Source organism: Variovorax sp. Soil_C_17 (genome assembly GCF_057657265.1).
The window spans coordinates 1-23,659 of sequence record NZ_JBDGIT010000024.1 but is presented as its reverse complement, the minus strand read 5'-3'; the positions used below and the strand labels follow the sequence as shown (position 1 = coordinate 23,659).

Genomic DNA, 23,659 nt, shown 5'->3' with positions numbered 1-23,659 from the left:
GCAAGGGGGAGAGCTTCTGCGCGAGATAGCGGCTCACGACGTCGGTGGGACCACCCGGCGGGAAGTTCAGAACCAGTTGTTGAGGAGCGCTTATTCGGCTAGCCAGGATCGTTTATCGCGCTAGCGAGCCAACAATTCTGCTAGCGCAGGATCGAGTCGTAAGATTCCTGCTGTGACTCGCGTTCGTACCTACCGACCTGGAACAAGAGCTGAGCCAGGTTCAGGCATTTTCGGACCCTCGCGCGCGGGATCGCCCGCAGCGGTGTGGCATGTACCTCGCACTGCGCCAGAGCAGGGTCGAGCCAACAACGCTTCCAATACGGGGCACCGACATCTTCGGGATTCAGGAAGACACACCGGGAACAGTACAGATAGTGCTCCCTTCGATGAGCCCATGCCTCCGGATCTCGATGACTCGCAGCGCCGCCGGTTCCAGGCGGGCAAGATCGGCCAGGTTCTCGATCGTTTCCACGGACTGCGCTGGCAATAGCAACCACCCTGCTGCACCTGTCAGGCCCCCCAGGCCAAGTCCCATTTGTCGGTCGAACTCTGGTACCAAATGCGATAGCACGAGGCCATGCGCCCGATCCATGGGCCGAGGGCCTCCGGCGGGAACGGTCGAGGCGCGACGGGCAACGGTCGCCGGCTATCCCGGGCTTGCCGCGACATGCTCAGGATGCGCCACGGTGATTCGCTCGGAACCGTCCTGAATTGCCAGCGCCGCGGCACCATTGAGCAAGCGAGAGATCTCGCCCGTGAGCCCGTGCTGGCTGCCAGGACGAACTGCACAATGGTGCGTTGAGCCAACCCGGAGGGCTTTTTCAGTGGCAACACCTGCTCGAAGCCACCCAGCAGGCTGCGCAGCTCCTCGCTCTCGCGCCAGCGAGGAATTTCGAAGGGGGTGAACCGGCTGCGCATCTGCGCGTCGGATGCCAAGGCCAGCGGCGCATCGGTTGTCCCGACCACGACGACGCTGATCTTCAGATCGTTGGCGAGGAATTTGAGCAGGTTCAGCGACGCGCGCTGTTCCCGATAGCCGCCGGCCAGCAGGTGGTGGACCTCGTCGACGCATGTTGAGCTCAACATAGGTCGACGACCAGCATGCGCGGCCTCATAGCGCGCAACAGAGCACGGGTCAAGCCCTTCAGAACGGACACGCCAGCTTTTGGGTTGTGGGCCGCGCCGATCTCGAAGAGAAGCGCGCTGTAGAAGCGGTGCTGGTCCGGAAGCGGCGGCATCTGCATGCTGATGACCTGACGCTTCTCAACGCCGCGCCGATCGTCAAAGCTCGGCGGATGGCCACGGATGAACTTGCGTACGATCTGCGTCTTGCCGATGTTCGACTCGTCGTGCAAAAGCAGGCACGGCATCCGGTCGCGCTCCGGCGTGGCCAGGAGTCGGCCCAGGCGATCGAGCACCGCGCTGGCGCGAGCGTAGTCGATCCAGCGATCACGCTGCATCGACTGGACGCGTGCCTCATCGTCCAAGGCCAGCATCTCCCGTACGCCAGGCGCGAGGTGGACAGCACTGCTTTTACCAGACTTCGACATGCGATTCCTCCGGCACTTGGCTGTAATCGACCTCCGACTTGGGCTCAGGTGACCCTCGGGCGGTTTCGGGCCAGGGCGTATCGCGAAGCTGAGAGCGACGGGAAGATGCTCCGGCTGTTCTCATCTGCCTGGTCTGAGACGAGGCGCTCGCCACGATACGGCGCTGCCGCTCGATCGTCTTGAAGATCAGCGCTTCGCTGATGTCGGGAGAGCCAGACGCTCTCAACGCTTTGCGCGCCAGGCATTGCTCCCAGAGGGAAATGCGCGGTCGCCTCAGATCGGCGAACCGAGCTTCGACATAAGACTTGCCGACGGCACTGACGAATAGTCGGGACAGATCCTCGGGGTGGTAGCGCACGCTCACCTTGTTGCGTGTCTCGCGCCAAGCCGCAAAGATCGGATGCCAGTAGCGTAGATAGAAGATCGTCAAACCGTCCTGCTGGATGGTGCGCGTCGCCATCGGCAGGAACTGGATGAGAAAGCGAAGCTGTTTGGACGGATCGCTAGGTAGTGCCCGAAGAGTATGCGCGGCGGCCAGAGCTTGCCATGCGCTCGCGGGCGTCGCGCCCATCAATCCCCGATGCTCGCTGTTGTGATACCGCTGCGCGATCTCGAGTGCGAGCCATTGCTCGAACTCGCGCAGCGTCAGCTGCGCCGTTTGCTCGGGCGGACGCACCCTCTTCGTCCGCCTTGCCTCGATTGAAACAGTAGCACCTGGCAGGCCACGCAACCGGTCCATCAATGTTCGGTTCATTCGCTCGACATGCCATCAGACGCGTTCACTCATAGGAGAGATTACACATTGGCGTGATCTTTGAGCCAAACACGGCCATTTGCAACAACCGGGAGCCGCTTGGGCAACACCCGTTGGGTTACTAAAGTTGTGGAAATTTTCGACCAACCTCGACGAGAGATGCGGAAACTTTGGCAAAGCGCGTCGCTCCCAAACAACAGACGGGCTCGCGAACGAGGAACCTCTCGAACGCGTACAACGGCTTCGTCTCCTAGCAGTTTCGCGGCCATGAACGCTTGCCGGCTCAAACCCCGACATACCGTCTAGGGTGGGGGTGAGAGCTCTTGATATCTGCGCTAGGAACATCTGCACTTCGCCGAGTGCTACAGCCTTCGTGGCTCGCATGCCCATGCACACCTTTGCCATCCGTGCCACTGTGACGTGGCATCAAGCTGACGCAGCGGCGAACTCTGGGGCGTGCTTTCTAGGCTGAGCAGTCGCCCTGAGTGGCGGCCCAGGGCACTTGCGCTCAGTACCTCGATACCCACCACTTGCCTGGCACGACACAGGACAATCTGCCCGAACTGCTTGATCCCGCGTTGTGCCACCGTTGTGCCACCTTGACGTACTTCTTCTATTGGCGCAGCGGCTGCAACACCCGTGCAGCAGCCGCGCACTGATTTGCTGCGTCGTCCAAGCCGCCGCGCCCCCATACTCATGAACGTTCCCCTCGTGAGGCAACGCATCCGAAGCACCTATCGCGCCGGTGATGCGGTACCTGGATCAAGCGATCCTGAATGCGCATCGCCGTGGCCTTGCCAAGACTCGGAGCTCTTGCCTAGACTCGATCGGATGCCAACGTATCAGTGGAGACTGATCTGCAGTATTCAGGCAAAGCTCACGAGGAACATGCGATGACGAGAGATAGCTGCCCTCCGCAAATGCTGCGGCGCCGCCTGCTAGGTACGGCGTTGGCCGCTGTCGCACTGCCGGGCTCTGTGCGCGCGGCAGCCTATCCCGATCGGGCCCTCACCATCATTTGTCCGTTTGTGGCAGGCGGCCCGAGCGACATCACCGCCCGTACCATCGGCGAGCCCCTGCGTGCAGCGCTCAAACAAGCCGTGCTCGTGGACAACGTCACGGGCGCGGGTGGCTTGGTGGCCACTCGCAAGGTGCTGGTCGCTCCCGCGGACGGCTACACGCTGTTGCTCGGCGCCAGCTATCTGGTGACCGCACCCTCTCTCTATAAGAACGCCAACTTCGATGCCGCTCGGGACTTCATTCCCCTCTCGCCCCCAGTTGAATCCCCGCTCGTGTTTGTTTGTGGCACGCAATCCAACCTCAAGACGCTGATTGACGGCGCCAAGCAGACGGGGAAGCCCCTGACCGTCGCCTCGCCAGGTGCCGGCACGCTGTCGCACTTGGGCGCAGAAATGCTGCGGCTTGCATCCAGCTCACCGATCGTGCACGTGCCGTATCGAGGCGTTGGCCCGGCGCTGACGGACGTCATCGGTGGCAACGCAGATCTCATGCTGGATGGAGTCTCGTCCTCACTCCCTCACATTCGGTCCGGCCGCCTGAAGGCCTTGTTTGTTCCCGACGGGCAACGCAATCCGCTGCTTCCCGATACGCCCACGGGTGCGGAGGTGGGCTACCCCACCGTGAAAGTACGCGCCTGGAACGCGATCTTTGCCAGAGCAGGTACACCGGACGACGTCGTAAACCTGCTCACGGCGTCGATCACGAAGCTCCTCGCGAAACCGGAGGTAAGGGGAGCGCTCACAGCGCGAGGTCTGGAGCCATCGAAGCTCACGCCTAGTGCTTTCAGGTCAGGTCTGGGCGCAGAGGCCGCCCATTGGAACCGTGTCATTCACGACGCGCGCATCACGATCGAGTAACGGCGGACGCCACCGAATGGCTCACTCACGAGCGGCAGAGCTCGCGCCGGCTCGGTGAGCGCAAGCGCACGCACACGTTCGCCCGCGTGCATCAGGTCGTTTCCGCCGCAGCACCGGCCTATTTCTTGAAGACAGGAGAAATGTTCGTCCACGCGCGCGGCGGCAGGGATTTGTCCCACTCCATGTAGCGATCGAGCAGTTGCTGAAACACCTCGGGACGCAGTGTCTTCATGTCAACCTTTTCGCCGGGATCCGACTCCAGGTTGAACAGTTGTGCGACGCCGTTCTTCGGTTCGAGATACAGCTTCCAGTCACCCAGCCGCACCGCTGAATAGGCCGCAAGCTTCCAGAACAACGCCTCATGCGGCGCATCTTGCTTGTCACCCTGCAGCCATGGCAGCAGATTCACGCCATCCAGCGGCTGCGTACCCGTCGTCGGCACCTGTGCCGCAGCCGCCGCGGTAGGCAGGATGTCCAGCGTGCTCACGGGGCGCTCATAGACTTGTCCGGCACCGATGTGGCCGGGCCACTTCATCATGAACGGCATGCGGATCCCGCCTTCGTACGTGCTGTACTTTCCGCCCGCGTAAGGCCCGTTGTTGCCCGGCCGGCTCAGAGCGCTGCCGTTGTCGCTGACGAAGACGACAAGCGTGTTGTCCTCCAGCCCGTGGCTGCGCAGCCCGTCGAGTACCGAACCGACGACCTCGTCCAGCGCCAACACAAAGGAGTTGTAGGCGCGCTTCGCGATATTGGGGATGCGGTCCTTCAGCTCATCGAAGATCCGCTTGGGCACCTGCAGGGGAGGCACCGGCGAGTTGACGGGGAAGTAGATCATGAACGGATCGTTCTTGTGCCGTTCGATGAACTTCAGGAGCTCGTCGCGGAAGAAGAACATCAGGTACTGGTCCACGTCGATGAGTTCACCATTGCGGCGAACACCATTCAGCCCTTCACGCGTCCAGGCGGTGTCCTTGGCTTCGTCGTGGTAATCGACCTTCATGCTCACGAGCTCCGGATCGTCCGGGCGGATGGACTGAAGGCTCGTGTTTCCGTAGAAGACTACGGACTCGTCGAAGCCACGGTTGTGCGGAAGGAACTCGGGGCCATGGCCGAGATGCCACTTGCCGAACACGGCTGTCGTGTATCCCTCCGCCTTGAAGACCTCGCCGATGTTCTTTTCGCCGACGGGGATTCCGCGACGGAGGAATTCAGCCTCGCCTTGCAGGGGAGCCAGGCTCCCGTCCTCGAGGCGGACCTCGCGCTGTTCCGGATACGCGCCCGAGGAAACCTGCTGCTCGAAGCCGAACCGCTGCTGATAACGCCCAGTCACTAGGCCGGCACGCGATGGGCTGCAAAGGGGCGCGGAACTGTAGCCCGCCGTGAAGCGGACGCCGTCGCGCCCGATGCTGTCGATGTTCCTCGTCTCCACGAGCGTGTTGCCGTAGGAGGTGATATCACCGTATCCCATGTCATCGGCGAGGATGACGACGATATTGGGGCGGCGGTTCGTCGGCGAGTTAGCCATGATGTCCAGGTCCGTAAGGGTCGGTCGTTGAAGATGCTGCACGTCATGATATCGTATGCATGTGCATATGCAAGTGGATTTAATATGAACCACGTGATCGCTGGACGTATGGCCTGGCTCGAAGGCGGGCAGTTTTCGATGGGCTCGGAACGCTTCTATCCCGAGGAGCGTCCGGTGCGGGCCGCTTCGGTGGCGCCGTACTGGATCGATGAGACACCCGTCACGAATGCCGACTTCGCCCGCTTCGTGGTGCACACCGGTTACCGCACGCTGGCAGAGCACATGCAGGAGGGCATGCCCAGCGCCGGGTCTGCCGTCTTCGTGCGGCCTGCCGGCGAGGTGGATCTCGCCGACCCCCGCCAATGGTGGGAATTCCGCGCCGGCGCCTGCTGGCATGCGCCGCTCGGCGCGGGCAGCGACCTCGTGGGCCTGGAAGACCATCCGGTCGTCCACGTCGCGTTCGCCGATGCGGTAGCCTATGCTGCGTGGTGCGGCAAGCGGCTTCCCAGTGAAGCGGAATGGGAGTTCGCTGCGCGCGGCGGGCTGCACGGTGCCGACTTTGCGTGGGGCAATCATCTCGAGCCCGACGGATTGGTGCTTGCCAACTATTGGCAAGGCGACTTTCCGTCCGAGAACACCCTGAAGGACGGCTGGGAAAGGACGTCCCCGGTCCGCTCCTTTGCTGCGAACGGATGGGGGCTGCACGACATGATCGGCAACGTATGGGAGTGGACAGCCGACGCATGGTCGCTTCCGTCGTCGGGCGCGGCGCCCGCACGCACGTGCTGCGCCGAGACGCGAGCCGGTATCGATGAACAGAAGGTGCTCAAGGGCGGATCACACCTGTGCGCAGCAAACTACTGCCAGCGCTACCGCCCCGCCGCTCGCCACGCCCAAGCCGCCGGGGAGACCACGAGCCACATCGGCTTCCGCTGCGCGCGCAGCGCCTGACCCCGGGCGGCGGCAAGCCTGCGATCCGCTAACCGGATCGCGTCGATGCGAAAAGTGATTTCCCTCCAAATCTTGTGTTGCCTACAGTTTCAGCACTCCGCGAACCGAGAAGGACTTTTTTCATGCGCATGTCTCGCCGCCATTTCGGCGCCCTCCTCCCCGCTGCCGGACTGGCAGCGATAACACCGTCCTGGGCGACGCTGCGCCCGCCGGTGAAGATGATCGTCGGTTTTGCCGCGGGCGGGACCGCAGACGTCATCGCACGAGCCCTGGCCGATGGCATGCGCGGCTCCGGGTTCAACGTCATCGTCGACAACCGACCCGGCGCCAGTGGCCGGATCGGCACCGAGGCGCTCATGTCGGCGGCGGCGGATGGCAACACGCTCCTGATGACCCCGTCCACCAACCTCACGCTGTTCCCGCACATCTACGCCAACCTGCGCTACAGCCTCGAGGACCTCACCGTCATTGGCGCACCCGCCAATGTGCAGTTCGGTTTGGCCGTGGCGGCATCCGGCCCCAAGAGCTTGGCCGAATATCTGGAGTTGGCGAGACGCGACCCCAAGTACGCCACCTACGGCACGCCTGGTGCCGGCTCCGTCATGCAGTTGCTCGGCGAACTGTTGGCCAAGCGCGCCAAGGTCCCGCTGACGAGCGTCCCGTACAAGGGAGGAGCGGCGGCGCTGAACGACGTGATCGGCGGAAGCGTCGGAGCAGCGCTGACTGCGCTGCCCAACCTGCTGCCGATGCACAGCAACGGAAAGCTCCGCATCCTCGCCGTGAGTTCGGAGGAGCGCCTAACCGCCCTGGCAGACGTACCCACGTTCAAGTCCGCAGGCTTCCCCGACCTGACGGTATCCGAATACATGTGTGTCGTGGCTAAAAAATCGATTCCGGCAGCCGCCTTTGACACCCTGGCCGCTGCCGTCGCGGCAGCCGCGCAGTCGCCGCAGACGCTCGCCGTCATGGAAAGGCTCGGGTTTCAAGCGTCTGCCCGTTTGGACCGGGCGGCGCTTGCCCGGCAACTGGCCGCCGACTCAGCCAGGTGGCAGGTCGCGGTACGTGAGACGGGATTCAAGGGCATCGAATGAGCGAAGCGCAAAGAGAAATGGAGAACCCAGTGACCCGCAGAAATGTAGTCGTCATCATGTCGGACGAACACAGCCCCATGTACATGGGTTGCGCCGGACATCCCTTCGTCAAGACGCCGCATCTTGACGCGCTCGCCCGAAGGGGCGCGATCTATACCGACGCCTACACCCCCAGCCCGATCTGCGTGCCCGCTCGCGCCGCGTTCGCGACCGGCATGCGCGTGCACCAGACGCGGCATTGGGACAACGCCACGCCCTACTCCGGCACACCGCAGAGCTGGGGCCACGTCCTGCAGCGTCACGGCCACCGCGTCGAAAGCATCGGCAAGCTCCACTATCGCAACGAAACGGATCCCGTCGGATTTGATAAGGAGCACTTGCCGATGCATGTCGTTGGCGGCCACGGCATGGTGTGGGGCTCCATCCGCGATCCGATCCTGCCGATCGGAGAAGGCAAGCGGATGCTCGGCGAGAACATCGGGCCCGGGGAATCGCCCTACACCGAATTCGACCGCGCCGTGACGCAGACGGCCGTCGGCTGGCTGGAACACGCGGCAGCCGACGACCGGCCCTTCGTGCTGTACATCGGCCTGGTCGCGCCGCATTTCCCGCTCACCGCGCCCCAGGAGTTCTTCGACCTTTACAAGGATGTCGAGGTGCCGGAGCCGAAGCTCCACCCTGCTAGCGGCGCCATGCGCCATCCTTGGGTGGAAACATACGCGCAATGCATTCCCAACGAGGAACGGTTCCGTAGCGCGCAAGAGCGCAGGAATGCGTTCCTCGCCTACTACGCCCTTTGCAGCTTCCTGGACGACAACGTGGGGAAGATCATCGCGGCGCTAGACGCAACGGGGCTGTCGGGATCCACGCACGTGGTCTATACGTCGGATCACGGCGACAACGTCGGTGCCCGCGGGCTTTGGGGCAAGTCGACGCTCTACCAGGAGACGGTGAAGGTGCCGATGATCGCGGCCGGGCCTCGCCTGCCGGCAGGCGTGAGCTGCGGGATCCCCGTCGACCTCGTCGACATGTACCCCACGATCTTGGACGCAGCCGGCCTGAGATGGAAGAACGAGATGGCAAAGCGCCCGGGTTGGTCCATCTTGCGCCTCGACGAACAGACGAACGCCGAGCAGCGGGTGATCTTCAGCGAATACCACGCGACCGGCAGCAACACCGCCGGTTTCATGGTCCGCAAGGGTCGCTGGAAATACCACTACTACGTGCGCTTCGCACCCGAGCTGTTCGACCTCGAAACCGACCCCGATGAACTGAACAACCTGGCAAGCTCGCCTGAGCACCAGGGCGTCCTCGCCGAGATGGAACGCGAGTTGCGTTCGATCTGCGATCCGGAAGCGGTCGATCTGCAGGCCAAGCAAGACCAGGCTGCATTCATCGACAGCCTTGGAGGGCGGGATGTCGCGGCCGGCATGGGCGTGCGCGGCGCGACGCCGCCGCCCAAAGCCACTCTCGGGGCCTGAGCCCGATCATGAACGACGTCGAATCATCCCTTACCGAGCTCCTGGGCGCCGACGCTGTCGTCGACGGATCAGCCGACCGCGAACGCTACCTGCTGGATTGGACCCGCACCATCTCCGGCCATGCAGAGGCGATCGTACGCCCGTCTTCCGTCGATGCCGTTTCACGCTGCATGGCCTGGTCGATGCAGCACGGGCTTGCAGTGGTTCCACAAGGCGGGCACACAGGACTGGCCGGCGGCGCGACGCCAACCGGCGCTCGGCGACAGATCGTGCTGTCGCTGGAGCGGCTGAACAGGATCCGCGCGGTGGACGGCATCTCCAACACGATCACGGTCGAAGCCGGTGCAATCCTGCAGAACGTACAGCAGGCGGCAGCCGAGAACGGCCGGCTGTTCCCGCTGAGCCTGGGCGCGGAGGGATCGTGCCAGATCGGTGGCTGCATCGCATCCAATGCGGGCGGCACTGCCGTCGTGCGCTACGGCAACATGCGCGAACTCGTCCTCGGCCTGGAGGCTGTGCTGCCGGACGGCAGCATCTGGTCGCGGTTGCGGACTTTGCGCAAGGACAACGCCGGCTTCGATCTGAAGCACCTGTTCATCGGCACGGAAGGCACGCTGGGCATCGTCACGGCCGCCACGTTGCGCCTTTTCCCGAGGCCCAGGCAAAGAGTGGTTGCGTTTGCCGGCGTTCAGGATGCCCGGGCGATTCTTGACCTGTTCGTCCGAATACGCGACAGCTTCGATGCCGGGTTGACCGGGTTCGAGTTCATGACCGGCGCCGCGCTGCGACTCGCTTGCGCGCACTCGAATCGCCCGTCGCCGATCCAAGGCGCTGCAGACTACGGCGTACTGATCGAGCTCACATCTCCGCAATCTGGGGAGGACTTCGGGGAGGCGGTTCTTTCGTGCCTCGCCGAAGCCAGCGAGGGCGGGACCGTCGTCGATGCGGTCTTCGCGAGCAACGAGCAGCAGGCCGACTCGCTTTGGGCGTTGCGCGAATCGATTCCCGAGGCCATGCTGCGGAAGTATCCGCAGTTCTCCGCTCACGACGTTTCCCTTCCCATTGCTCGGATTCCCGAATTCATCGGAGAAATGGATGCCCTCCTCGCCGCCCGCTGGCCAAACCTGTCGTCGGTGCTGTTCGGGCATGTGGGCGACGGCAACCTGCACCTCAACTTCGTGGCGCCTGCAGAGGTCACGCCGGCTGACTTCGCGCGTGCGCAGGCCGAGGCCAGCGATGCGGCTTACTTGATGGTGCGAGACTTCGGTGGCTCCATCAGCGCCGAGCATGGCATTGGTAGTCACAAGCTCGAGAGTTTTCACGGCCTCGAATCCCCGCAACAACTCGACTTGATGCGCACGGTCAAAGCCGCGCTGGACCCGCAAGGCCTCATGAATCCGGGAAAGGTCTTCAGAACCGTTGATTGACGAAAGTCAGCGCGAGGCCCGCTTCGGCGCGGAGATGGGCTCGGCGAGGGGGGCCGTCACCGGTTCTCCCAGCCGGCTCGCGAGGCGCGTGATGAGTTCATCGACGGTTTCAAGGAAGCGAGTCTCCTCGGATGAATCCATGCCGAAGGCTTCCTCGCACGCGTTCTGGATCGCAACCGTGACCTGTTCGAATCGAGTCCTTCCCTGCTTCGTCAGGTCGATGCGCGCCAGCCGGCGGTCGTCTTCGTTGCGTACGTTGCGCACCAATCCGCGGTCGGCCATCTGGGCGACCGACCGGCTCAAGGACGACTGGGGGAGCATCGTGAACTCAGCGATTCCGTTCAGGTGCATGGGACCCTGTTTTGCGAGGCACAGATACACGCGCCACTGAGCCACGGTCACTCCGGCCTCCACCAGTTCGGAAGCGAGCAGGCTTTGCGTCAGGCGGGACAGTACAGAGAGCTTGTAGGGCATGAAAGTCGCGAGGTCGAAGACACCTTTGGCAGGCTGTTGCTTGTTCATCTCGCCATTGTCCGCGACGGACCCTCGACCATGGGCGACAATCCGACCATGATCTCGTCGCCCGCCGAGCTGCGGAATCGCCTCAAGCTGAGGCAACTGACGCTGCTCGCCAGCCTGAGTGCCTCCGGAAGCCTGCACAAGGCTGCCGAGCGTTGCGGCATGAGCCAGCCGGCCGCGACGCGCCTGCTGCAGGAGCTCGAGGAGCTGATCGGCGTGCAACTGTTCGAGCGCACGAGCCGGGGCATGGCCCCCACTGACATGGGGCGGCTGTTAATACGGCACGCCTCCATGGTCCTGGCCGGGATCGATCACGTCTACCACGAGGCGGCCGCCCTTAGGAGCGGGAATGCGGGAAGCGTGCGGCTGGGCGTCTCACCCGGCGCCTCCCCACAGCTTGTCGCACGCGCGGTGTCAAAGGTCAAACGCGGGACTCCTCGCATGGACATCGAGATCGTCGACGGCGCGAACGAGTTTTTGGTCGCTGGCCTGCGTGACGGCAACATCAATCTGGCCGTCGGCAGGGCCCCCGCTGCCAGCACCACGAACATCGCGTTCGAAGTGCTGTTCACGGAGCATTTCTCGGTCGTCTGCGGTACTTCTCACAAAGTGGTCGAGCAGGACATCAGCCTCGCAGGCTTTATCGATCAGCCCTGGATTCTCCCGCTGCCCGCCACAGCCCTTCGTGCGAGTCTGGATTTGCACTTCCTAAGCCAGTGCGGCCGATTGCCGCATGACGTGATCGAGTCGGTGTCGATACCCATCAATGTCGCACTGATCGAGCAAGCGGGGCGTTTCGCGGTCATGCCGCGGTCGCTGGCCCGCGAACATCACGACAGGGGCCGGCTCCAGATCCTGCTCGAAACGCTGCCCGACCTGACGGGTCCAATCGGTATCCTCACGCGCCGCGGTGAAGAACAGGCGTCGCACGTGCTGCGGCTGATGGAATCCTTGCGCATCGCGTCGCGCGAGTTCACCGAAGCGGACGCTCGCGGGCCAGAGCTGCGCCCGATCGCGCCCCGGTCGGACGGAGCCTGACCTCGCCCAAGTTCCACGCCTTTGGCATTGCCGCCGGCGAGGACGTCATGCCGCCGCTGACGAGACACAGGCCCTGTCCACTGTTGCCGATGCGGGCGTAGGTTCCGAGCAGTGCCGTCCTCGTAGGTAGGTTATGGACGTCACCGACGGCAGTTTGCTGCGCATCGCTGGGTGACCGTGCGCCCTGCTTGGGCCAACCTTGCCGTTCGGCGATCGGCCTGCGATGCGAATTTCGGATCGCAATGGCCAAAGTTTTGATTTTTCGCCTCATCACTCGCTAACTACAGTTCTTGCACCGGACGCGAAAAACCGCTCTCGGGTCCCTTGCCGCGGCCGCCACGGAGCTGTTCGCGAAGTAATTGAAGCTCTAGCACATGACTGTCTCTTCTTCCCTGTTTTCGAACTCTCCGCCCTATCAGGGAGATCCGATCCTCGCACTGGTGGACGCGTTCTCGAATGACGATCGCCCAGGCAAGGTGAGCCTCAGTATCGGGCTCTACTTCGACGAGCATGGCCGCCTGCCGGTGCTCCAGGCCGTTCGCAAAGCCGAGGAGTTCCTCTTCAGGCGTGGCGGACCGTCCCCCTACCTGCCCATGGAAGGCTCGCCGGGGTATCGCGAGGCGGTGCAGCACATCGTCTTCGGCGCCGCGCACCCGGCCGTATCATCCGGCCGCATCGTCACGGTGCAGTCGCTGGGCGGCTCCGGGGCGCTGCGAGTCGGTGCGGACTTGCTGCGTGCCCGGCTCGGCTGTCAGCGCGTTTACGTTCCTGATCCCACCTGGGACAACCACTTCGCGTTGTTCGAAGGCGCCGGCTACTCGGTGGGAACTTATCCCTACTACGAACCTGGCACCGCAGGCGTGGCCTTCGAGGCGATGCTGTCGGCGCTACGCGTGTTGCCGCCGCGCAGCGTCGTGCTGCTTCATGCGAGCTGCCACAACCCGACAGGCATCGACTTGGACCGCGAGCAGTGGCGCCAATTGACCGATCTCTTCGTCGATCGCGGCCTCATTCCGTTCATCGACATGGCATACCAGGGCTTCGGGGACGGCCTAGACGAGGATACCTTCGCCATCCGCGCGCTGGCTGACACAAACCTCGAGTTTCTGGTCGCGAATTCGTTCTCGAAGAACTTTTCCTTGTATGGCGAGCGCGCCGGCGGCCTGAGCGTCGTCTGCAAGGACGCCGCAGCGGCCCAACTCGTGCTGGGCCAGCTGAAGCTGACCATACGAGGCAACTACTCCACGCCGCCAGCGCACGGGGCGGCGGTGGTCGGCGCGATACTGCAGTCGAAGGAGCTGCGTGAGCTGTGGTCTGGGGAACTCACTGCGATGCGCGAGCGCATACGAGGGATGCGCGAGCGGCTGCATCGCGCCCTCTCGCAACGGTGCGGCTCTCGACACGACTTCGGGTATCTCGTCAATCAGCGCGGGATATTCAGCTACACCGGCCTCGATGCGCAACAGGTACAACGCCTGCGAGACGAGCACGCTGTGTACCTCGTCGCGAGCGGGCGCATATGCATCCCTGGATTGACCGAGCAAAGCATTGAAAAGGTAAGCGAGGCTATGGCGGACGTGCTGTCGCCGCTCGACCGTCGAGATGGAGGTGTGCGATGACCTGTCCATACCATCCTGAAGGGGCCGACGAGGGTCGGACTTCGACTGAGCAGATCGTTCGGAATGAAGGCGCCCAGCTAGATTTCAGTGGCTCGATGAGCTACGGTGACTATCTGCATATCGACGAGATCTTGCACGCCCAGCATCCGCTGTCGCCCGCGCACGACGAAATGCTTTTCATCGTGCAGCATCAGGCCAGCGAACTATGGATGAAGCTGATGCTGCACGAGTTGCGCGCCGCCAAGGTGGCAGTCGCGGCTGATCACATGCTGCAGGCGTTCAAGGTCTTGGCGCGGGTCACCCGCATCATGGAGCAGTTGGTCAACGCGTGGGATGTTCTCGCGACCATGACGCCTCCGGAGTACAGCCAGGTCCGTCCGTACCTCGGCCCGTCGAGCGGATTCCAAAGCTTCCAATACCGTTGCATCGAGTTCAATTTCGGGAACAAGAACGCCGCGATGCTGAAGCCGCATGAGCACCGGCCCGATCGCCTGCAACTGGTGCTGGAAGCGTACAAGTCGCCGTCGCTCTATGACCTCGCGATCCAGCGAATGGCGGCCGAAGGCTTAACTGTGCCGCACGAGTCACTTCAGCGTGACTGGACGCAACCATACTGCGAGAACGCGATCGTGCGGGAGGCTTGGCTCAAGGTCTACCGCGATCCGCAACGATACTGGTTGCTATACCAACTCGCCGAGAAGCTCGTCGACATCGAGGACAGCTTCCGGCTCTGGCGCTTCCGCCACGTCACGACTGTCGAGCGCATCATCGGCTTCAAGCGCGGCACCGGCGGCACGGGTGGCGTGAGCTATCTCCGCCAGATGCTCGACGTTGTGCTCTTCCCCGAGCTGTGGTCGCTGCGGACCGAACTTTGAGGAGCGATCGAACCATGAAGGAAGTGATTGATTGCGGCCTTCCCGCCTTGGAGCAGCCGTTTTCGTGGGCTGTCAGTAGCAACAGGATGGTGTTTACCGCGCACGGCCCAGTAAGACCTGACGGTTCGATCGACACGGGCCCGATCCAAGAGCAGGCGCGGCTCACGTTCGACAACCTGAGCCGTGCCATGCAATGCGCCGGCGGAAGGTTGGAGGACGTTGCGCAGGTGCTGATCTACATGACCGATATCGGTGACATGAAGGCGATCGATGACGTGTACCGTGCGTACTTTGCAGCGCCTTATCCGAACCGATCGAGCGTCGCTGTGTCGGCGCTCGCGGCACCCGGCATGAGGATCGAGATCGTCGCGTACGCCGTCCTATGAGCTGCGTCGCAATGCCTACGATGTATAGACACTTCACGGACCAGGCGGAGATCGACGCGCAATACAACGCCGGTGCGTCGGTTCGCGACTACGAGGACTTCTTGAAGCGGTGGGAGATGAGCTCGCAGGCCGCGCGCGAGGAGTTGCCGTGCCACTTGAACGTCGCCTACGGCCAGACGCGCGCCGAAACACTGGACATCTTCCCCGCCGAGGTCTCCAGTGCGCCGGTGCATGTCTTCTTCCACGGCGGCTACTGGCGATCGCTCTCGAAAAGCGAGTTCAGCTTCGTCGCGAGCGGACCGCGGCGGGCTGGATTCACGACCGTCGTCGTCGACTACGCGCTTTGCCCCTGGGTCTCGATCGACGAGATCGTTCGGCAGGCGCGGTCGGCGGTCGCCTGGGTCTACCGGAACATCGAACGCTATGGCGGAGATCCGAGCCGCATCACATTGAGCGGCCACTCCGCCGGCGGCCATCTCACTGCGATGTCGCTGCTCACCCCTTGGGTAGAGACCTACGACCTACCGGAAGACGTTGTTCGCGCCGCGCTTTGCATCAGCGGACTGCACGACCTGGCGCCGCTTCGCTACAGCTACCTGCAGCCGGCGTTGCAGATCGACGAGGGCGTCATTGCGCGGAACTCGCCGGTCCGGCTTGTCAAGCGAGTCGCCGCGCCGGTCCTACTCGCGTGGGGCGAGCAGGAGTCGGCAGAGTTTGCGAGGCAATCTCTTGACCTCGCGACCGCGCTGGCGGGGACCGGAACACGCGCTCAGACCTGCACGCTGCACGGCGCGCATCATTTCTCGGTACTGGACGGATTCCTGGATCCCCAATCGCGACTTTGCAGGGCATTGCACGGTGCGATCAACGCCTGAGCACGCGTCTCATTGGAGCGCGCGGCGCCTCAGCGAGAGCGTGATACGAGTTTGACATCACCAGCCTCATTAATTTGATTTCGCCTCATCTCCCTTCGTAAGTAGAGTGCTCCATCGATGAATGACAGGCGGCGCCTTCTTACGCCGGGCCGCCGCTTAACCCTTCTGAACCACGCTATGAAGAATTCCCTGATCCCGTTGGCTGCTGTGCTCGCTGCCGGCGCCGCCTCGGCGCAATCGTCGGTGACGCTGTACGGCGTCGTCGATTCGAGCATCAGCCACTACACCACGAAGAGCGCGTTCTACAACAACACTGGCGTCCTACCGGTATCGCCCTTGGCGGCACTGCCGAGCGTCAAGCGCAGCCAGACCGCCCTTAGCCCTTCAGGCTACAACGCCAGCCGAATCGGATTCCGTGGCACGGAGGACCTGGGTGGCGGCTTGGCCGCCGGTTTCTGGCTCGAGACCAGCATCGCAAATGACGACGGCAGCAAGGCGATCAACAACTTCAACCGTCGCTCAACCCTCAGCCTGCTCGGTGGCTTGGGTGAAGTCCGCCTTGGCCGCGACTACGTGCCGACGTTCTGGAACAACAACGTGTTCGACCCTTTCGGCACAAATGGCGTTGGAGCAAACCTGTTGCACTCCGTCGAAACGAACCTGCACACTGTGCGTGGTCCCGGTGCGGTTGTGGCGTCAGACAACTACTCTCGTACCAGCAACAGCATCGGCTACTTCCTGCCGCCGAATCTGGGCGGCGTCTATGGCCAAGCGATGTACGCCATACATGAGAATGTCAAGCAGAGCAACCTGGTCGGCAGCCCGAGCAAGCGTGGCCGCTATATCGGGGCTCGCCTAGGCTACGCCAAGGGTCCGCTCGACGTTGCTGCTGCTTATGGCGAGAGCACGGCGGCCGACGTCACCGGCCTGACCGCCGCTGGCCTGCCGACCGGCGTGAACGCCGACAACAAGATCAAGACCGCGAACCTGGGGATCTCCTGGGACTTCGGCGTCGCCAAGCTTTTCGGTGAAGTCTCACGCGTGACGGACGATCGGAAAACGACCACTCCATTCCTGGGCGGCCTGGCGCTGCTGACCGCGACCGACAAGGACAAGTACACCGGCGGTCTGGTCGGCGTCACGGTACCGGTCGGCCCTGGCCTGATCCGCGCGTCCTACTCGCGGATCAAGTACAAGAACGACCTGGGCGCCTTGACGCCGACGCCGTTCGTGACCGACCGCGACGCCTCGGCCAACAAGATCGCCGTCGGCTATGTTCACAACCTGAGCAAGCGCACCGCGCTGTACGCGACGGTGGCCCGCATCCGTATCAAGGACGGCCAGAACAATCCGGCCATCATGGGGGCGACGATTGGCGGTGCCTCGGGGTACCTTTCGACCGGCGCCGGGACGGTGGGCTACGCTCCGCGTTCCGCCACTGGCTACGATTTCGGCATTCGTCACGCGTTCTGATTGGGCAGACTTGGCCGAGCAACGGCTTCAGCGCAGGAGGAATGAAGGTCGGCGCGGCTGTCGGTTCGCGGCGAGACTTGCGGCGGTGACGGCAGCGCCGATCGAAGAACAATGATGTGGCAGCCAAGCTGGCGCCCCGAAGGCAACGAACCGGACTACCGCTTCTCGTTGGCCAACGAGCGCGCTTTCCTCGCCTGGCTTCGCACGGCCCTGTCGCTCCTCGCCAGCGGCGTGCTGCTTGTGCAGTTCGCCACACGGTTGTCGCCGCGCTCGGTCATCGTCGGGATCGCGGTTGGATTGACGGTGTTGGCGACTCTGCTTTGCGCCCTTGCATACACGCGTTGGCGCGCGAATGAGATCGCCATGCGGCATGGGCGCCCGTTGCCAACGACACGCGGCATTCCGCTGGCGGCAGGCGTCCTATGCATCGCCGCAGCGCGCTCGGCGCGGTGCTGGTGATGGCCGGATAACCCAATGCGAGTCAATCCACCCCGCGATGTCGGGCTGCAAGCTGAACGCACTGTGCTGGCATGGAATCGGACCGGTCTCGCCATCCTCGTCAATGCATTGCTGATCCTGCGCGCTGGCCAGCAACACAAAGCGGCGTTCACCGCCGCGCTCGGTGTAGCGCTGCTGTTCGCGGCCGCGGCGATGACGATCTACGCAGCGCGTCGCAAGAGACAGTTACTTCGATGCGCTTCGCTATCGGCGCCTGCGCCCGTTGCTCTGTTGGTCGCGGCCGTTGTCGCATTGGTCTTATGCTTGGCAGGGCGTTGTCACGTTGGCGGATGCGAAGCGCAAAACCGGTATTGAGAATTGCTGCTCAGAACGCGACGGACGGATTTTGGGCGCTGCCAGTGAATAGGCGCCATGCTTCGCAGCGTGCGGCCAGTTGTTTGCGATAGAGCGATGAGCGGAGCAGGTGGCGCTTGAGGGCGAAGTGCTGACGGATGGGGCCGAAGCTCGAGAGAAAGGACTGCGTGCGCTCAGGCCGACGAAAGCCGCGCATGCGCCGCTCGCGCTCACGAGTGGGTTGATGGCTGTTCTCGGCACGGTTGTTCACGCGGGCCTTGGCCTTCACGAACACGTGCCGCGCGTTCGCGAGCTCTGGAATCTCGGCCTTCGCGGCCGGATAGCTGCGCAGTCGGTCGGTGACGATCTTGCGCGGGACCTCCGGGCAGGCGGCCAGCACGCGATTGAAGAAGCGTTTCGCTGCGAGCTTGTCGCGCCGCTTTTGCACCAGGACGTCCAGTTCAGCCCCGTGCTGATCGACGGCGCGCCACAGCAGATAGGGCTCCCCACGCAGCGTCACGAACATTTCGTCCAGATGCCAGGTCGATCCCGGGTTGCGGCGCACGCCCTTGGCGCGACGCGCGAAGCTCGCGCCGAACTTGTCGCACCAGCGCCGAATCGTCTCGTAGCTGACGACCACACCGCGCTCAAACAGAAGCTCCTCGATGTCGCGCAGGCTCAGCTGAAATCGAAAATACCAGCGCACCGCCTGGCTGATCACCACCACAGGAAACCGATGACCGTGATACAGCGACTTCGTTCTTTGCATCAGGCAAGCTTATGCCATCGCCAACGTGACAATGCCCTTGCAAAAGGCGTCGGGTCCATACATGAAGATAGTGAATGCGCAGATCGTCTCGATCGCAAACGGTGGGCGCCCGGTCTTTGCCCGAGGCGCATGCGGCTCGACGATCTGCACCAGTGCGCCCCAGGGCACCACCCGATCCATCTCGTCGCGAAGAGCAGCAAGGTTAGCAGGATGCTTGATGAGCCCGGTTAGCGCCAATACGCGAATGTCGCCCTAGCAATGCCGCATTTGCTCTTGCGACCTGACACGAATCGAGGGCACCGCGGAAGCAGATTGGTCGACTTTGTGGACGCAAGGGAGAAAAGCGCGCTCTGTGGACAGAGAGCTCAGGCGGAGATTGCATGCTCGCGCGGACGCACCTCTTTCTCGATCTGCTTCGCAGCCGCCTTCTCGGCCATCTTGAGGTCGTAGACGCTCTGCATGTTGAGCCACCATTGCGCCGAGCCGCCGAAGTAGCGGGACAGGCGCAGGGCCATCAGAGGGGAAACGCCGCGCTTTTCGCGCACGATGTCGTTCACGGTCGGTGCAGCGACGTGCAGTTCCCTTGCGAGCGCGCTGGCGCTCATCTTGAGGGGCTCCAGAAAGTCTTCCCGGAGCGTCTCGCCGGGGTGAACCGGGCGCATTCCGTTCTTAAACATGGCTCTTGCCTTTCTGCCCAAAGGGCGATTCGCATCTTGCGAAGGTAAGTCGCCGGGCGTTTGGCGCCGCCCGGCCTGCGCTAGTGTGGGTCGTAAATCTTCACGTTCTCGGGCCCGTCGCCGGTCCACTGCCAAGCTAGCCGCCACTGGTCATTGATCCTGATGTGCCAGAAGCCATCGTAGAACTTCAGGTCATTGCCCGGCGGCGAGCCCAAGTCGTCGTTCGTGACAGACGCGTCGAGCTGCGTCAGCTTTCGGGTGGCCACTCTCACGATGGCTGCAAACCTCTTGTTCTTCCCCTTGCGGAAGAGTTCCTCGGTGTCTGCGTCAGAAAAGGAGTGGATTGCCACGCTAGAGTCTATAACGTCTAACGTTAAACGTCAATGGTTATAGAGTGCCAGCATGCGGGGCACGCGGAATGAGGTTATCCGCTCGGCTACGCACCGCCGGCCATTTACAGGTGCCTTGCGCCAACGGCGCGCGCGGCAGTGACACGCGCTGCTAACGGTGTACAGGAGCGCTGAGGTTGCCCTCGAATTTCGGAGTTCAAAGTCCAGCTCCCGGGAGAATGCCGGGACAGGCGCAAAGAGATGAACGAAGGACGCAGCCGAGGGAGATATACCCTGGAGTTCAAGCAAGAGGCGATCAGGCAGGTCAAGTCTGGACATGCGGCATCGGTGGTGGCCAAGCCATTGGGCATGCCTAAGGCTAGCCTTACGAACTGGGTTAGGGCGGACGCCAAAGGTCAACTGGGCATGTCGGCCGATGGGAAGCGACGCCGGTGGTGACGCCGTGCAGGCGGAGATCGCCCGGCTGCGAGCGGAGGTGGCGCGGCTAAAGATGGAGCGCGACATCGCAAAAAAGGCCGCGGCGTACTTTGCGCAGGATGTGCTGCAAAGTACGCCTGGATCCGGTCGATGAAGGGGCGCTGGCCGATCACGCTGATGTGCGAGGTCCTGGAGGTCAGCTCCAGTGGGTATTTCAGCTGGGATGCATCTGGACGCAGACCGCGCGGACCCGGCCGCTGCCACAGCGACGAGGCCTTGCTGGCGCACATCCGGGCCATTCACGAGCCGCTTCGTGGCGAACATGGTTGGCCGCGCATGCACAAGGAGTTGCTCGCCCGAGGTCTGCGGGTGGGCAAGGAGCGGGTGCGACTGTTGATGCAGCGCCACGGTATCCGTGCCAAGGACAGGAAGAAGTTCGTCGTGACCACCGACAGCAAGCATCAGTTGCCGGTGGCGCCCGATCTGGTGCAGCGCCGCTTCACCGCGGCCGCGCCCCGATGACGAGCACGTCTGGCTGAACCGGCCCTCACTGGGTGAGGGCAGGGACCCGAAGTAGTGCAGCGCGGTTCTTCAGTTGGCGGCTTGCTGCTTGAGCCAGTCATCGATGCGCGGAAGGCCACGCGGCGAGTTGCGATGCAGCTCGTAGTAGGGGATGCGAGGGGCAAAGATCTCGTAGAGGCGCAGCAGCTCGGCCACCGGTTCCTCGTTGAGGTCGATGCGCAAGTCCAGCAGCGGCGTTTCGCGATCGCCGAAGACTGCGATGTCGGACGACTGCTGGCCGCCATGCTGACCGCCCGCATCCCGGCCGCCCTCAAGACTCGCTATCAAGCGGCGCGCAAAAGGCTGTCCCTCGCTGTCGCAAAAGCCCTTCTTCATGCCCTCGACGGTCGCGGGGCTGCTCAGCACGTTTCCGAGAACAACAAAGTTGTCGCCGACGTAGTGGCCCGCATAGGCCAGGCAGTCATCGCCGGTGAACGCGGCAACACGCCCTTCACTGTCGATCGCCGCGAGCTGCCGGTTCGACGCAAACTCGTCAGAGCCGATCATGGCCTTCATGGCCCCCTCGGCGCTCATGGCGTTGGCGATCATCACGGCCCCGACTTTGTGGCAGCGCCCGACAGTGCTGATTCCAAGGCACAGGCCAAGCTTTGGCACATGCCGGTACAGGTCCAGGCCGCCAGCGGCGATGGTACGCGTCGTCTTGGCTACGCCGAACTGGCCGGTCTGGGAATCACGCGCAACAATTGCGAATGTCATTGAGCTACTTCCTTTCTACTGATGTGCTCCAGTCGCCAGTCGCGATCCAGCAGGTCGGCTCGCCGAGGATGAGGCGCTGTCGCAGTGAATCCGGTCTGCGCGTGACGCACTCTGCGAGGCAGGCATGGCCGCTTGGCTCAGAGAAGTTGGAACGTCACGTGAGAAAACTCCCCCACCAACGCGCTGTCTTCGATGGTGTAGTCCGGAGAGATCGCAGAGACCGTGTCCTGCCCGACATTGAACCCGTTCTGATTGAGAAGGGTACGAAGGGTGCGCTCGATGCGCCCCTGTGCAACCCGATGTCCGTCCACATCCAGCAGCATCGAGGCGCCAGAACCCGGCGCACGCTCGTCCAGCCGCACCTCCGCCGAGATCGCGTGCCGTCCCGGACTCAGCCGATCGTGGCCTTCGATTCTTGCCACGTGCGGTCGGATCGCGTTGTAGTAGAAGACCGGTCGTCCATCATGGATGTAGAACGAGTAGCCGCAGGTGGAGCTCCCCTGACAGGCGATGACCCCTCGCCCGTTGGAGCTCATCACAAGCTCGCACGTGATGCGAAACGATCGCCCGATTGTGTGCGGTGCCGCGTCCGCGTGGATATTGCCGACGCGGCGCCGAAAGACGAACTCGGTTCTTCCGGCGCCCAGACTCGGGCGCCCTTCCCCACCCGCCGAGGGAGCGTGAATCGGAAGAATCCTGTTCCATTCAGCCTGCTTCCAGAACTCATCTTGCAGGCTGCGAAGTCGTTGCGGCTGCGCCTGAGCAAGATCGACGGCCTGACTGTAGTCACGAGCCACGTGGTACAGCTCCCAGTTTCGCTCGTGGGCATCCGTCGTCGAGCGCGATGCGAAGTGCTCCCACGGATCGTTGACGGGCGTGGAGCAGGCCAGCCAGCCGTCTCTGTAGATCGAGAAGTTCTGCATCGACTCAAACACCTGTGAGTTGCGCCCTGACGGAGCCGATTCGTCGTGGAAGGCATAAAGCATGCTGACCCCGTCGATCGAGTCCTGCCTCACGCCGTCGATCTGCGCTGGTGCCTTGACGCCGGCGGCCTCGAGCACGGTGGGCATGATGTCGGCCACGTGGTGGAACTGGCTGCGCCTCCCGTCGCGGGCCTTGAAACCGTCAGGCCAGGAGACGACCAGTCCGTTGCGAGTGCCTCCAAAATGGGATGCGACCTGCTTGTAGTACTTGAACGGGGTGTTGATTGCCCACCCCCATGCCGCCGGGAAATGGTTGTAGGCATCCGGACCGCCGATCTGATCGAGCAGGCAAAGCTGGTCTTGCAGCTTCTCTTCGAAGCCATTGGCCCAGGACTGCTCGAAGAGCAGGCCGTTGAAGCCACCCTCCGCGCTCCCCCCGTTGTCGCCTTGGATGAACAGGATGAGCGTGTTGTCGAACTGTCCGGACACCTTGAGGAACTCGACGATCCGTTGGACCTGATGATCGAAGTGATCAAGTGCGGCAGCATAGGCCTCCATCAGCCGGCTCGCCAACGTGCGCTGGTCTTGGCCCAAGGACGCCCAGGACTGAAGGTTCTCGGGACGCTCGGTCAGTACGGCATCGGCCGGAATCACGCCGAGCTGTTTCTGCGTCCGGAACGTCTGGCTTCGCACTTCGTCCCATCCCTTGTCGAAGGTGCCCCGGTACTTCTCGAGCCAGGGCCTTGGGGCGTGATGGGGAGAGTGCGCCGTGCCGCTGGCGATGTAGGCAAAGAAGGGCTTCTCGGGCGTCAGCACCTTCTGTTGGGCAAACCAATCGATGGCGCGATCCGCCATGCGCTCGTCGAAGTGCTGGAGCGGGGTGTCCTGGCCGCCTGGCACGAAGCTGGTGTTCTCTACCAGGTCCGGCGTCCACATGTTCGTGTCGAAGCCAAGAAAGCCGTAGAAGTACTCGAAGCCCATTCCCGTGGGCCAGCGATCGAAGGGCCCCTGC

General features: G+C 63.2%; 23 protein-coding genes and 2 pseudogenes. 14 read left to right on the top strand and 11 right to left on the bottom strand.

Annotation, left to right across the window (positions count from 1 at the left end; genetic code table 11):
- Window positions 1-510 precede the first annotated feature (510 nt).
- From AC3A6Y_RS34370 to AC3A6Y_RS34360, 3 genes are read right to left on the bottom strand one after another with little or no spacing between them, the layout of a single operon-like run.
- Complete coding sequence (locus AC3A6Y_RS34370; RefSeq protein WP_487872689.1) at window positions 511-1,086, bottom strand: TniB family NTP-binding protein; 576 nt, start codon at window positions 1,084-1,086, stop codon at window positions 511-513.
- The gene (locus AC3A6Y_RS34365) at window positions 1,080-1,496 is read right to left on the bottom strand and encodes a TniB family NTP-binding protein (protein WP_487872688.1); all 417 of its coding nucleotides are present in this window, start codon (window positions 1,494-1,496) and stop codon (window positions 1,080-1,082) included. Before AC3A6Y_RS34365 ends, AC3A6Y_RS34370 begins: the two co-directional genes overlap by 7 nt.
- 37 nt (window positions 1,497-1,533) lie before the next feature.
- Window positions 1,534-2,304, bottom strand: a complete 771-nt coding sequence (locus AC3A6Y_RS34360; protein WP_487872687.1) for a Mu transposase C-terminal domain-containing protein — start codon at window positions 2,302-2,304, stop codon at window positions 1,534-1,536.
- A gap of 893 nt (window positions 2,305-3,197) precedes the next feature.
- Between AC3A6Y_RS34360 and AC3A6Y_RS34355 the strand changes: the two genes are divergently transcribed.
- Entirely contained in the window at window positions 3,198-4,181 is a 984-nt protein-coding gene (locus AC3A6Y_RS34355; RefSeq protein ID WP_487872686.1) for a Bug family tripartite tricarboxylate transporter substrate binding protein, read from the top strand.
- Between the two features lie 118 nt (window positions 4,182-4,299).
- On the opposite strand, the gene AC3A6Y_RS34350 is transcribed toward AC3A6Y_RS34355, so the two are convergent.
- Window positions 4,300-5,706 carry a sulfatase-like hydrolase/transferase gene (locus AC3A6Y_RS34350; RefSeq protein WP_487872685.1) on the bottom strand — a complete coding sequence of 469 codons (1,407 nt, stop codon included), beginning with the start codon at window positions 5,704-5,706 and terminating at the stop codon, window positions 4,300-4,302.
- A gap of 84 nt (window positions 5,707-5,790) precedes the next feature.
- Between AC3A6Y_RS34350 and AC3A6Y_RS34345 the strand changes: the two genes are divergently transcribed.
- The 4 genes from AC3A6Y_RS34345 to AC3A6Y_RS34330 all read left to right on the top strand — a co-directional run bounded on the left by AC3A6Y_RS34345 (window position 5,791) and on the right by AC3A6Y_RS34330 (window position 10,656).
- Window positions 5,791-6,657, top strand: a complete 867-nt coding sequence (locus AC3A6Y_RS34345; protein WP_487872684.1) for a formylglycine-generating enzyme family protein — start codon at window positions 5,791-5,793, stop codon at window positions 6,655-6,657.
- Window positions 6,658-6,779: 122 nt separating this feature from the next.
- Window positions 6,780-7,748 (top strand): Bug family tripartite tricarboxylate transporter substrate binding protein, encoded by a 969-nt coding sequence (locus AC3A6Y_RS34340; protein WP_487872683.1) that lies wholly within the window; start codon window positions 6,780-6,782, stop codon window positions 7,746-7,748.
- The gene (locus tag AC3A6Y_RS34335; protein ID WP_487872682.1) at window positions 7,745-9,229 is read left to right on the top strand and encodes a sulfatase family protein; all 1,485 of its coding nucleotides are present in this window, start codon (window positions 7,745-7,747) and stop codon (window positions 9,227-9,229) included. The genes AC3A6Y_RS34340 and AC3A6Y_RS34335 overlap by 4 nt, the downstream gene beginning before the upstream one ends.
- Before the next feature lie 8 nt (window positions 9,230-9,237).
- Window positions 9,238-10,656, top strand: coding sequence for an FAD-binding oxidoreductase (locus AC3A6Y_RS34330; protein WP_487872681.1), 1,419 nt, complete (start codon window positions 9,238-9,240; stop codon window positions 10,654-10,656).
- Window positions 10,657-10,662: 6 nt separating this feature from the next.
- Here AC3A6Y_RS34330 and AC3A6Y_RS34325 read toward each other — a convergent pair whose 3' ends face one another.
- The gene (locus tag AC3A6Y_RS34325; protein WP_487872680.1) at window positions 10,663-11,178 is read right to left on the bottom strand and encodes a MarR family winged helix-turn-helix transcriptional regulator; all 516 of its coding nucleotides are present in this window, start codon (window positions 11,176-11,178) and stop codon (window positions 10,663-10,665) included.
- 30 nt (window positions 11,179-11,208) lie between these two features.
- On the opposite strand from AC3A6Y_RS34325, the gene AC3A6Y_RS34320 reads away from it, so the two are divergent.
- The 8 genes from AC3A6Y_RS34320 to AC3A6Y_RS34285 all read left to right on the top strand — a co-directional run bounded on the left by AC3A6Y_RS34320 (window position 11,209) and on the right by AC3A6Y_RS34285 (window position 18,254).
- Window positions 11,209-12,213: a LysR family transcriptional regulator gene (locus AC3A6Y_RS34320; RefSeq protein WP_487872679.1), complete on the top strand. Its 1,005-nt coding sequence runs from the start codon at window positions 11,209-11,211 to the stop codon at window positions 12,211-12,213.
- Between the two features lie 374 nt (window positions 12,214-12,587).
- Entirely contained in the window at window positions 12,588-13,832 is a 1,245-nt protein-coding gene (locus AC3A6Y_RS34315; RefSeq protein ID WP_487872678.1) for an amino acid aminotransferase, read from the top strand.
- Entirely contained in the window at window positions 13,829-14,707 is an 879-nt protein-coding gene (gene kynA, locus AC3A6Y_RS34310; protein ID WP_487872677.1) for a tryptophan 2,3-dioxygenase, read from the top strand. Before AC3A6Y_RS34315 ends, kynA begins: the two co-directional genes overlap by 4 nt.
- A 14-nt stretch (window positions 14,708-14,721) precedes the next feature.
- Entirely contained in the window at window positions 14,722-15,093 is a 372-nt protein-coding gene (locus AC3A6Y_RS34305) for a RidA family protein (protein WP_487872676.1), read from the top strand.
- A 20-nt stretch (window positions 15,094-15,113) separates the two neighbouring features.
- The gene (locus tag AC3A6Y_RS34300) at window positions 15,114-15,968 is read left to right on the top strand and encodes an alpha/beta hydrolase (protein ID WP_487872675.1); all 855 of its coding nucleotides are present in this window, start codon (window positions 15,114-15,116) and stop codon (window positions 15,966-15,968) included.
- A gap of 177 nt (window positions 15,969-16,145) precedes the next feature.
- On the top strand, window positions 16,146-17,441 hold the full coding sequence (locus AC3A6Y_RS34295) for a porin (protein ID WP_487872674.1): 1,296 nt from the start codon (window positions 16,146-16,148) through the stop codon (window positions 17,439-17,441).
- 111 nt (window positions 17,442-17,552) lie between these two features.
- Entirely contained in the window at window positions 17,553-17,900 is a 348-nt protein-coding gene (locus AC3A6Y_RS34290) for a YidH family protein (protein ID WP_487872673.1), read from the top strand.
- 15 nt (window positions 17,901-17,915) lie between these two features.
- Window positions 17,916-18,254, top strand: coding sequence for a DUF202 domain-containing protein (locus tag AC3A6Y_RS34285; protein WP_487872672.1), 339 nt, complete (start codon window positions 17,916-17,918; stop codon window positions 18,252-18,254).
- Between the two features lie 10 nt (window positions 18,255-18,264).
- Here the strand turns inward: AC3A6Y_RS34285 and AC3A6Y_RS34280 are convergent, their stop codons facing one another.
- From AC3A6Y_RS34280 to AC3A6Y_RS34265, 4 genes and pseudogenes are all read right to left on the bottom strand, one after another.
- Complete coding sequence (locus tag AC3A6Y_RS34280) at window positions 18,265-19,002, bottom strand: IS6 family transposase (RefSeq protein WP_487872671.1); 738 nt, start codon at window positions 19,000-19,002, stop codon at window positions 18,265-18,267.
- Between the two features lie 55 nt (window positions 19,003-19,057).
- Window positions 19,058-19,188 (bottom strand): annotated as a pseudogene (locus AC3A6Y_RS34275) (transposase); the annotation flags it as partial.
- Between the two features lie 179 nt (window positions 19,189-19,367).
- The gene (locus tag AC3A6Y_RS34270; protein WP_487872670.1) at window positions 19,368-19,679 is read right to left on the bottom strand and encodes a HigA family addiction module antitoxin; all 312 of its coding nucleotides are present in this window, start codon (window positions 19,677-19,679) and stop codon (window positions 19,368-19,370) included.
- An 80-nt stretch (window positions 19,680-19,759) separates the two neighbouring features.
- Entirely contained in the window at window positions 19,760-20,029 is a 270-nt protein-coding gene (locus tag AC3A6Y_RS34265) for a type II toxin-antitoxin system RelE/ParE family toxin (RefSeq protein WP_487872669.1), read from the bottom strand.
- Between the two features lie 240 nt (window positions 20,030-20,269).
- Between AC3A6Y_RS34265 and AC3A6Y_RS34260 the strand changes: the two are divergent.
- A pseudogene (locus tag AC3A6Y_RS34260) lies at window positions 20,270-20,962 on the top strand (IS3 family transposase); the annotation flags it as partial.
- A 75-nt stretch (window positions 20,963-21,037) separates the two neighbouring features.
- Here AC3A6Y_RS34260 and AC3A6Y_RS34255 read toward each other — a convergent pair.
- On the bottom strand, window positions 21,038-21,724 hold the full coding sequence (locus AC3A6Y_RS34255; RefSeq protein WP_487872668.1) for a DUF1028 domain-containing protein: 687 nt from the start codon (window positions 21,722-21,724) through the stop codon (window positions 21,038-21,040).
- Between the two features lie 137 nt (window positions 21,725-21,861).
- Window positions 21,862-23,659: sulfatase-like hydrolase/transferase (locus AC3A6Y_RS34250; protein WP_487872667.1), on the bottom strand; the 1,798-nt coding region annotated here is incomplete at its 5' end.

What these genes read in the sequence shown, in the direction of transcription:
- AC3A6Y_RS34370 (WP_487872689.1), bottom strand. Translation starts at nt 1,086, where the DNA reads ATGTTGAGCTCAACATGCGTCGACGAGGTCCACCACCTGCTGGCCGGC.
- AC3A6Y_RS34365 (WP_487872688.1), bottom strand. Translation starts at nt 1,496, where the DNA reads ATGCTGGCCTTGGACGATGAGGCACGCGTCCAGTCGATGCAGCGTGAT.
- AC3A6Y_RS34360 (WP_487872687.1), bottom strand. Translation starts at nt 2,304, where the DNA reads ATGAACCGAACATTGATGGACCGGTTGCGTGGCCTGCCAGGTGCTACT.
- AC3A6Y_RS34355 (WP_487872686.1), top strand. Translation starts at nt 3,198, where the DNA reads ATGACGAGAGATAGCTGCCCTCCGCAAATGCTGCGGCGCCGCCTGCTA.
- AC3A6Y_RS34350 (WP_487872685.1), bottom strand. Translation starts at nt 5,706, where the DNA reads ATGGCTAACTCGCCGACGAACCGCCGCCCCAATATCGTCGTCATCCTC.
- AC3A6Y_RS34345 (WP_487872684.1), top strand. Translation starts at nt 5,791, where the DNA reads ATGAACCACGTGATCGCTGGACGTATGGCCTGGCTCGAAGGCGGGCAG.
- AC3A6Y_RS34340 (WP_487872683.1), top strand. Translation starts at nt 6,780, where the DNA reads ATGCGCATGTCTCGCCGCCATTTCGGCGCCCTCCTCCCCGCTGCCGGA.
- AC3A6Y_RS34335 (WP_487872682.1), top strand. Translation starts at nt 7,745, where the DNA reads ATGAGCGAAGCGCAAAGAGAAATGGAGAACCCAGTGACCCGCAGAAAT.
- AC3A6Y_RS34330 (WP_487872681.1), top strand. Translation starts at nt 9,238, where the DNA reads ATGAACGACGTCGAATCATCCCTTACCGAGCTCCTGGGCGCCGACGCT.
- AC3A6Y_RS34325 (WP_487872680.1), bottom strand. Translation starts at nt 11,178, where the DNA reads ATGAACAAGCAACAGCCTGCCAAAGGTGTCTTCGACCTCGCGACTTTC.
- AC3A6Y_RS34320 (WP_487872679.1), top strand. Translation starts at nt 11,209, where the DNA reads ATGGGCGACAATCCGACCATGATCTCGTCGCCCGCCGAGCTGCGGAAT.
- AC3A6Y_RS34315 (WP_487872678.1), top strand. Translation starts at nt 12,588, where the DNA reads ATGACTGTCTCTTCTTCCCTGTTTTCGAACTCTCCGCCCTATCAGGGA.
- kynA (WP_487872677.1), top strand. Translation starts at nt 13,829, where the DNA reads ATGACCTGTCCATACCATCCTGAAGGGGCCGACGAGGGTCGGACTTCG.
- AC3A6Y_RS34305 (WP_487872676.1), top strand. Translation starts at nt 14,722, where the DNA reads ATGAAGGAAGTGATTGATTGCGGCCTTCCCGCCTTGGAGCAGCCGTTT.
- AC3A6Y_RS34300 (WP_487872675.1), top strand. Translation starts at nt 15,114, where the DNA reads ATGTATAGACACTTCACGGACCAGGCGGAGATCGACGCGCAATACAAC.
- AC3A6Y_RS34295 (WP_487872674.1), top strand. Translation starts at nt 16,146, where the DNA reads ATGAAGAATTCCCTGATCCCGTTGGCTGCTGTGCTCGCTGCCGGCGCC.
- AC3A6Y_RS34290 (WP_487872673.1), top strand. Translation starts at nt 17,553, where the DNA reads ATGATGTGGCAGCCAAGCTGGCGCCCCGAAGGCAACGAACCGGACTAC.
- AC3A6Y_RS34285 (WP_487872672.1), top strand. Translation starts at nt 17,916, where the DNA reads ATGCGAGTCAATCCACCCCGCGATGTCGGGCTGCAAGCTGAACGCACT.
- AC3A6Y_RS34280 (WP_487872671.1), bottom strand. Translation starts at nt 19,002, where the DNA reads ATGCAAAGAACGAAGTCGCTGTATCACGGTCATCGGTTTCCTGTGGTG.
- AC3A6Y_RS34270 (WP_487872670.1), bottom strand. Translation starts at nt 19,679, where the DNA reads ATGTTTAAGAACGGAATGCGCCCGGTTCACCCCGGCGAGACGCTCCGG.
- AC3A6Y_RS34255 (WP_487872668.1), bottom strand. Translation starts at nt 21,724, where the DNA reads ATGACATTCGCAATTGTTGCGCGTGATTCCCAGACCGGCCAGTTCGGC.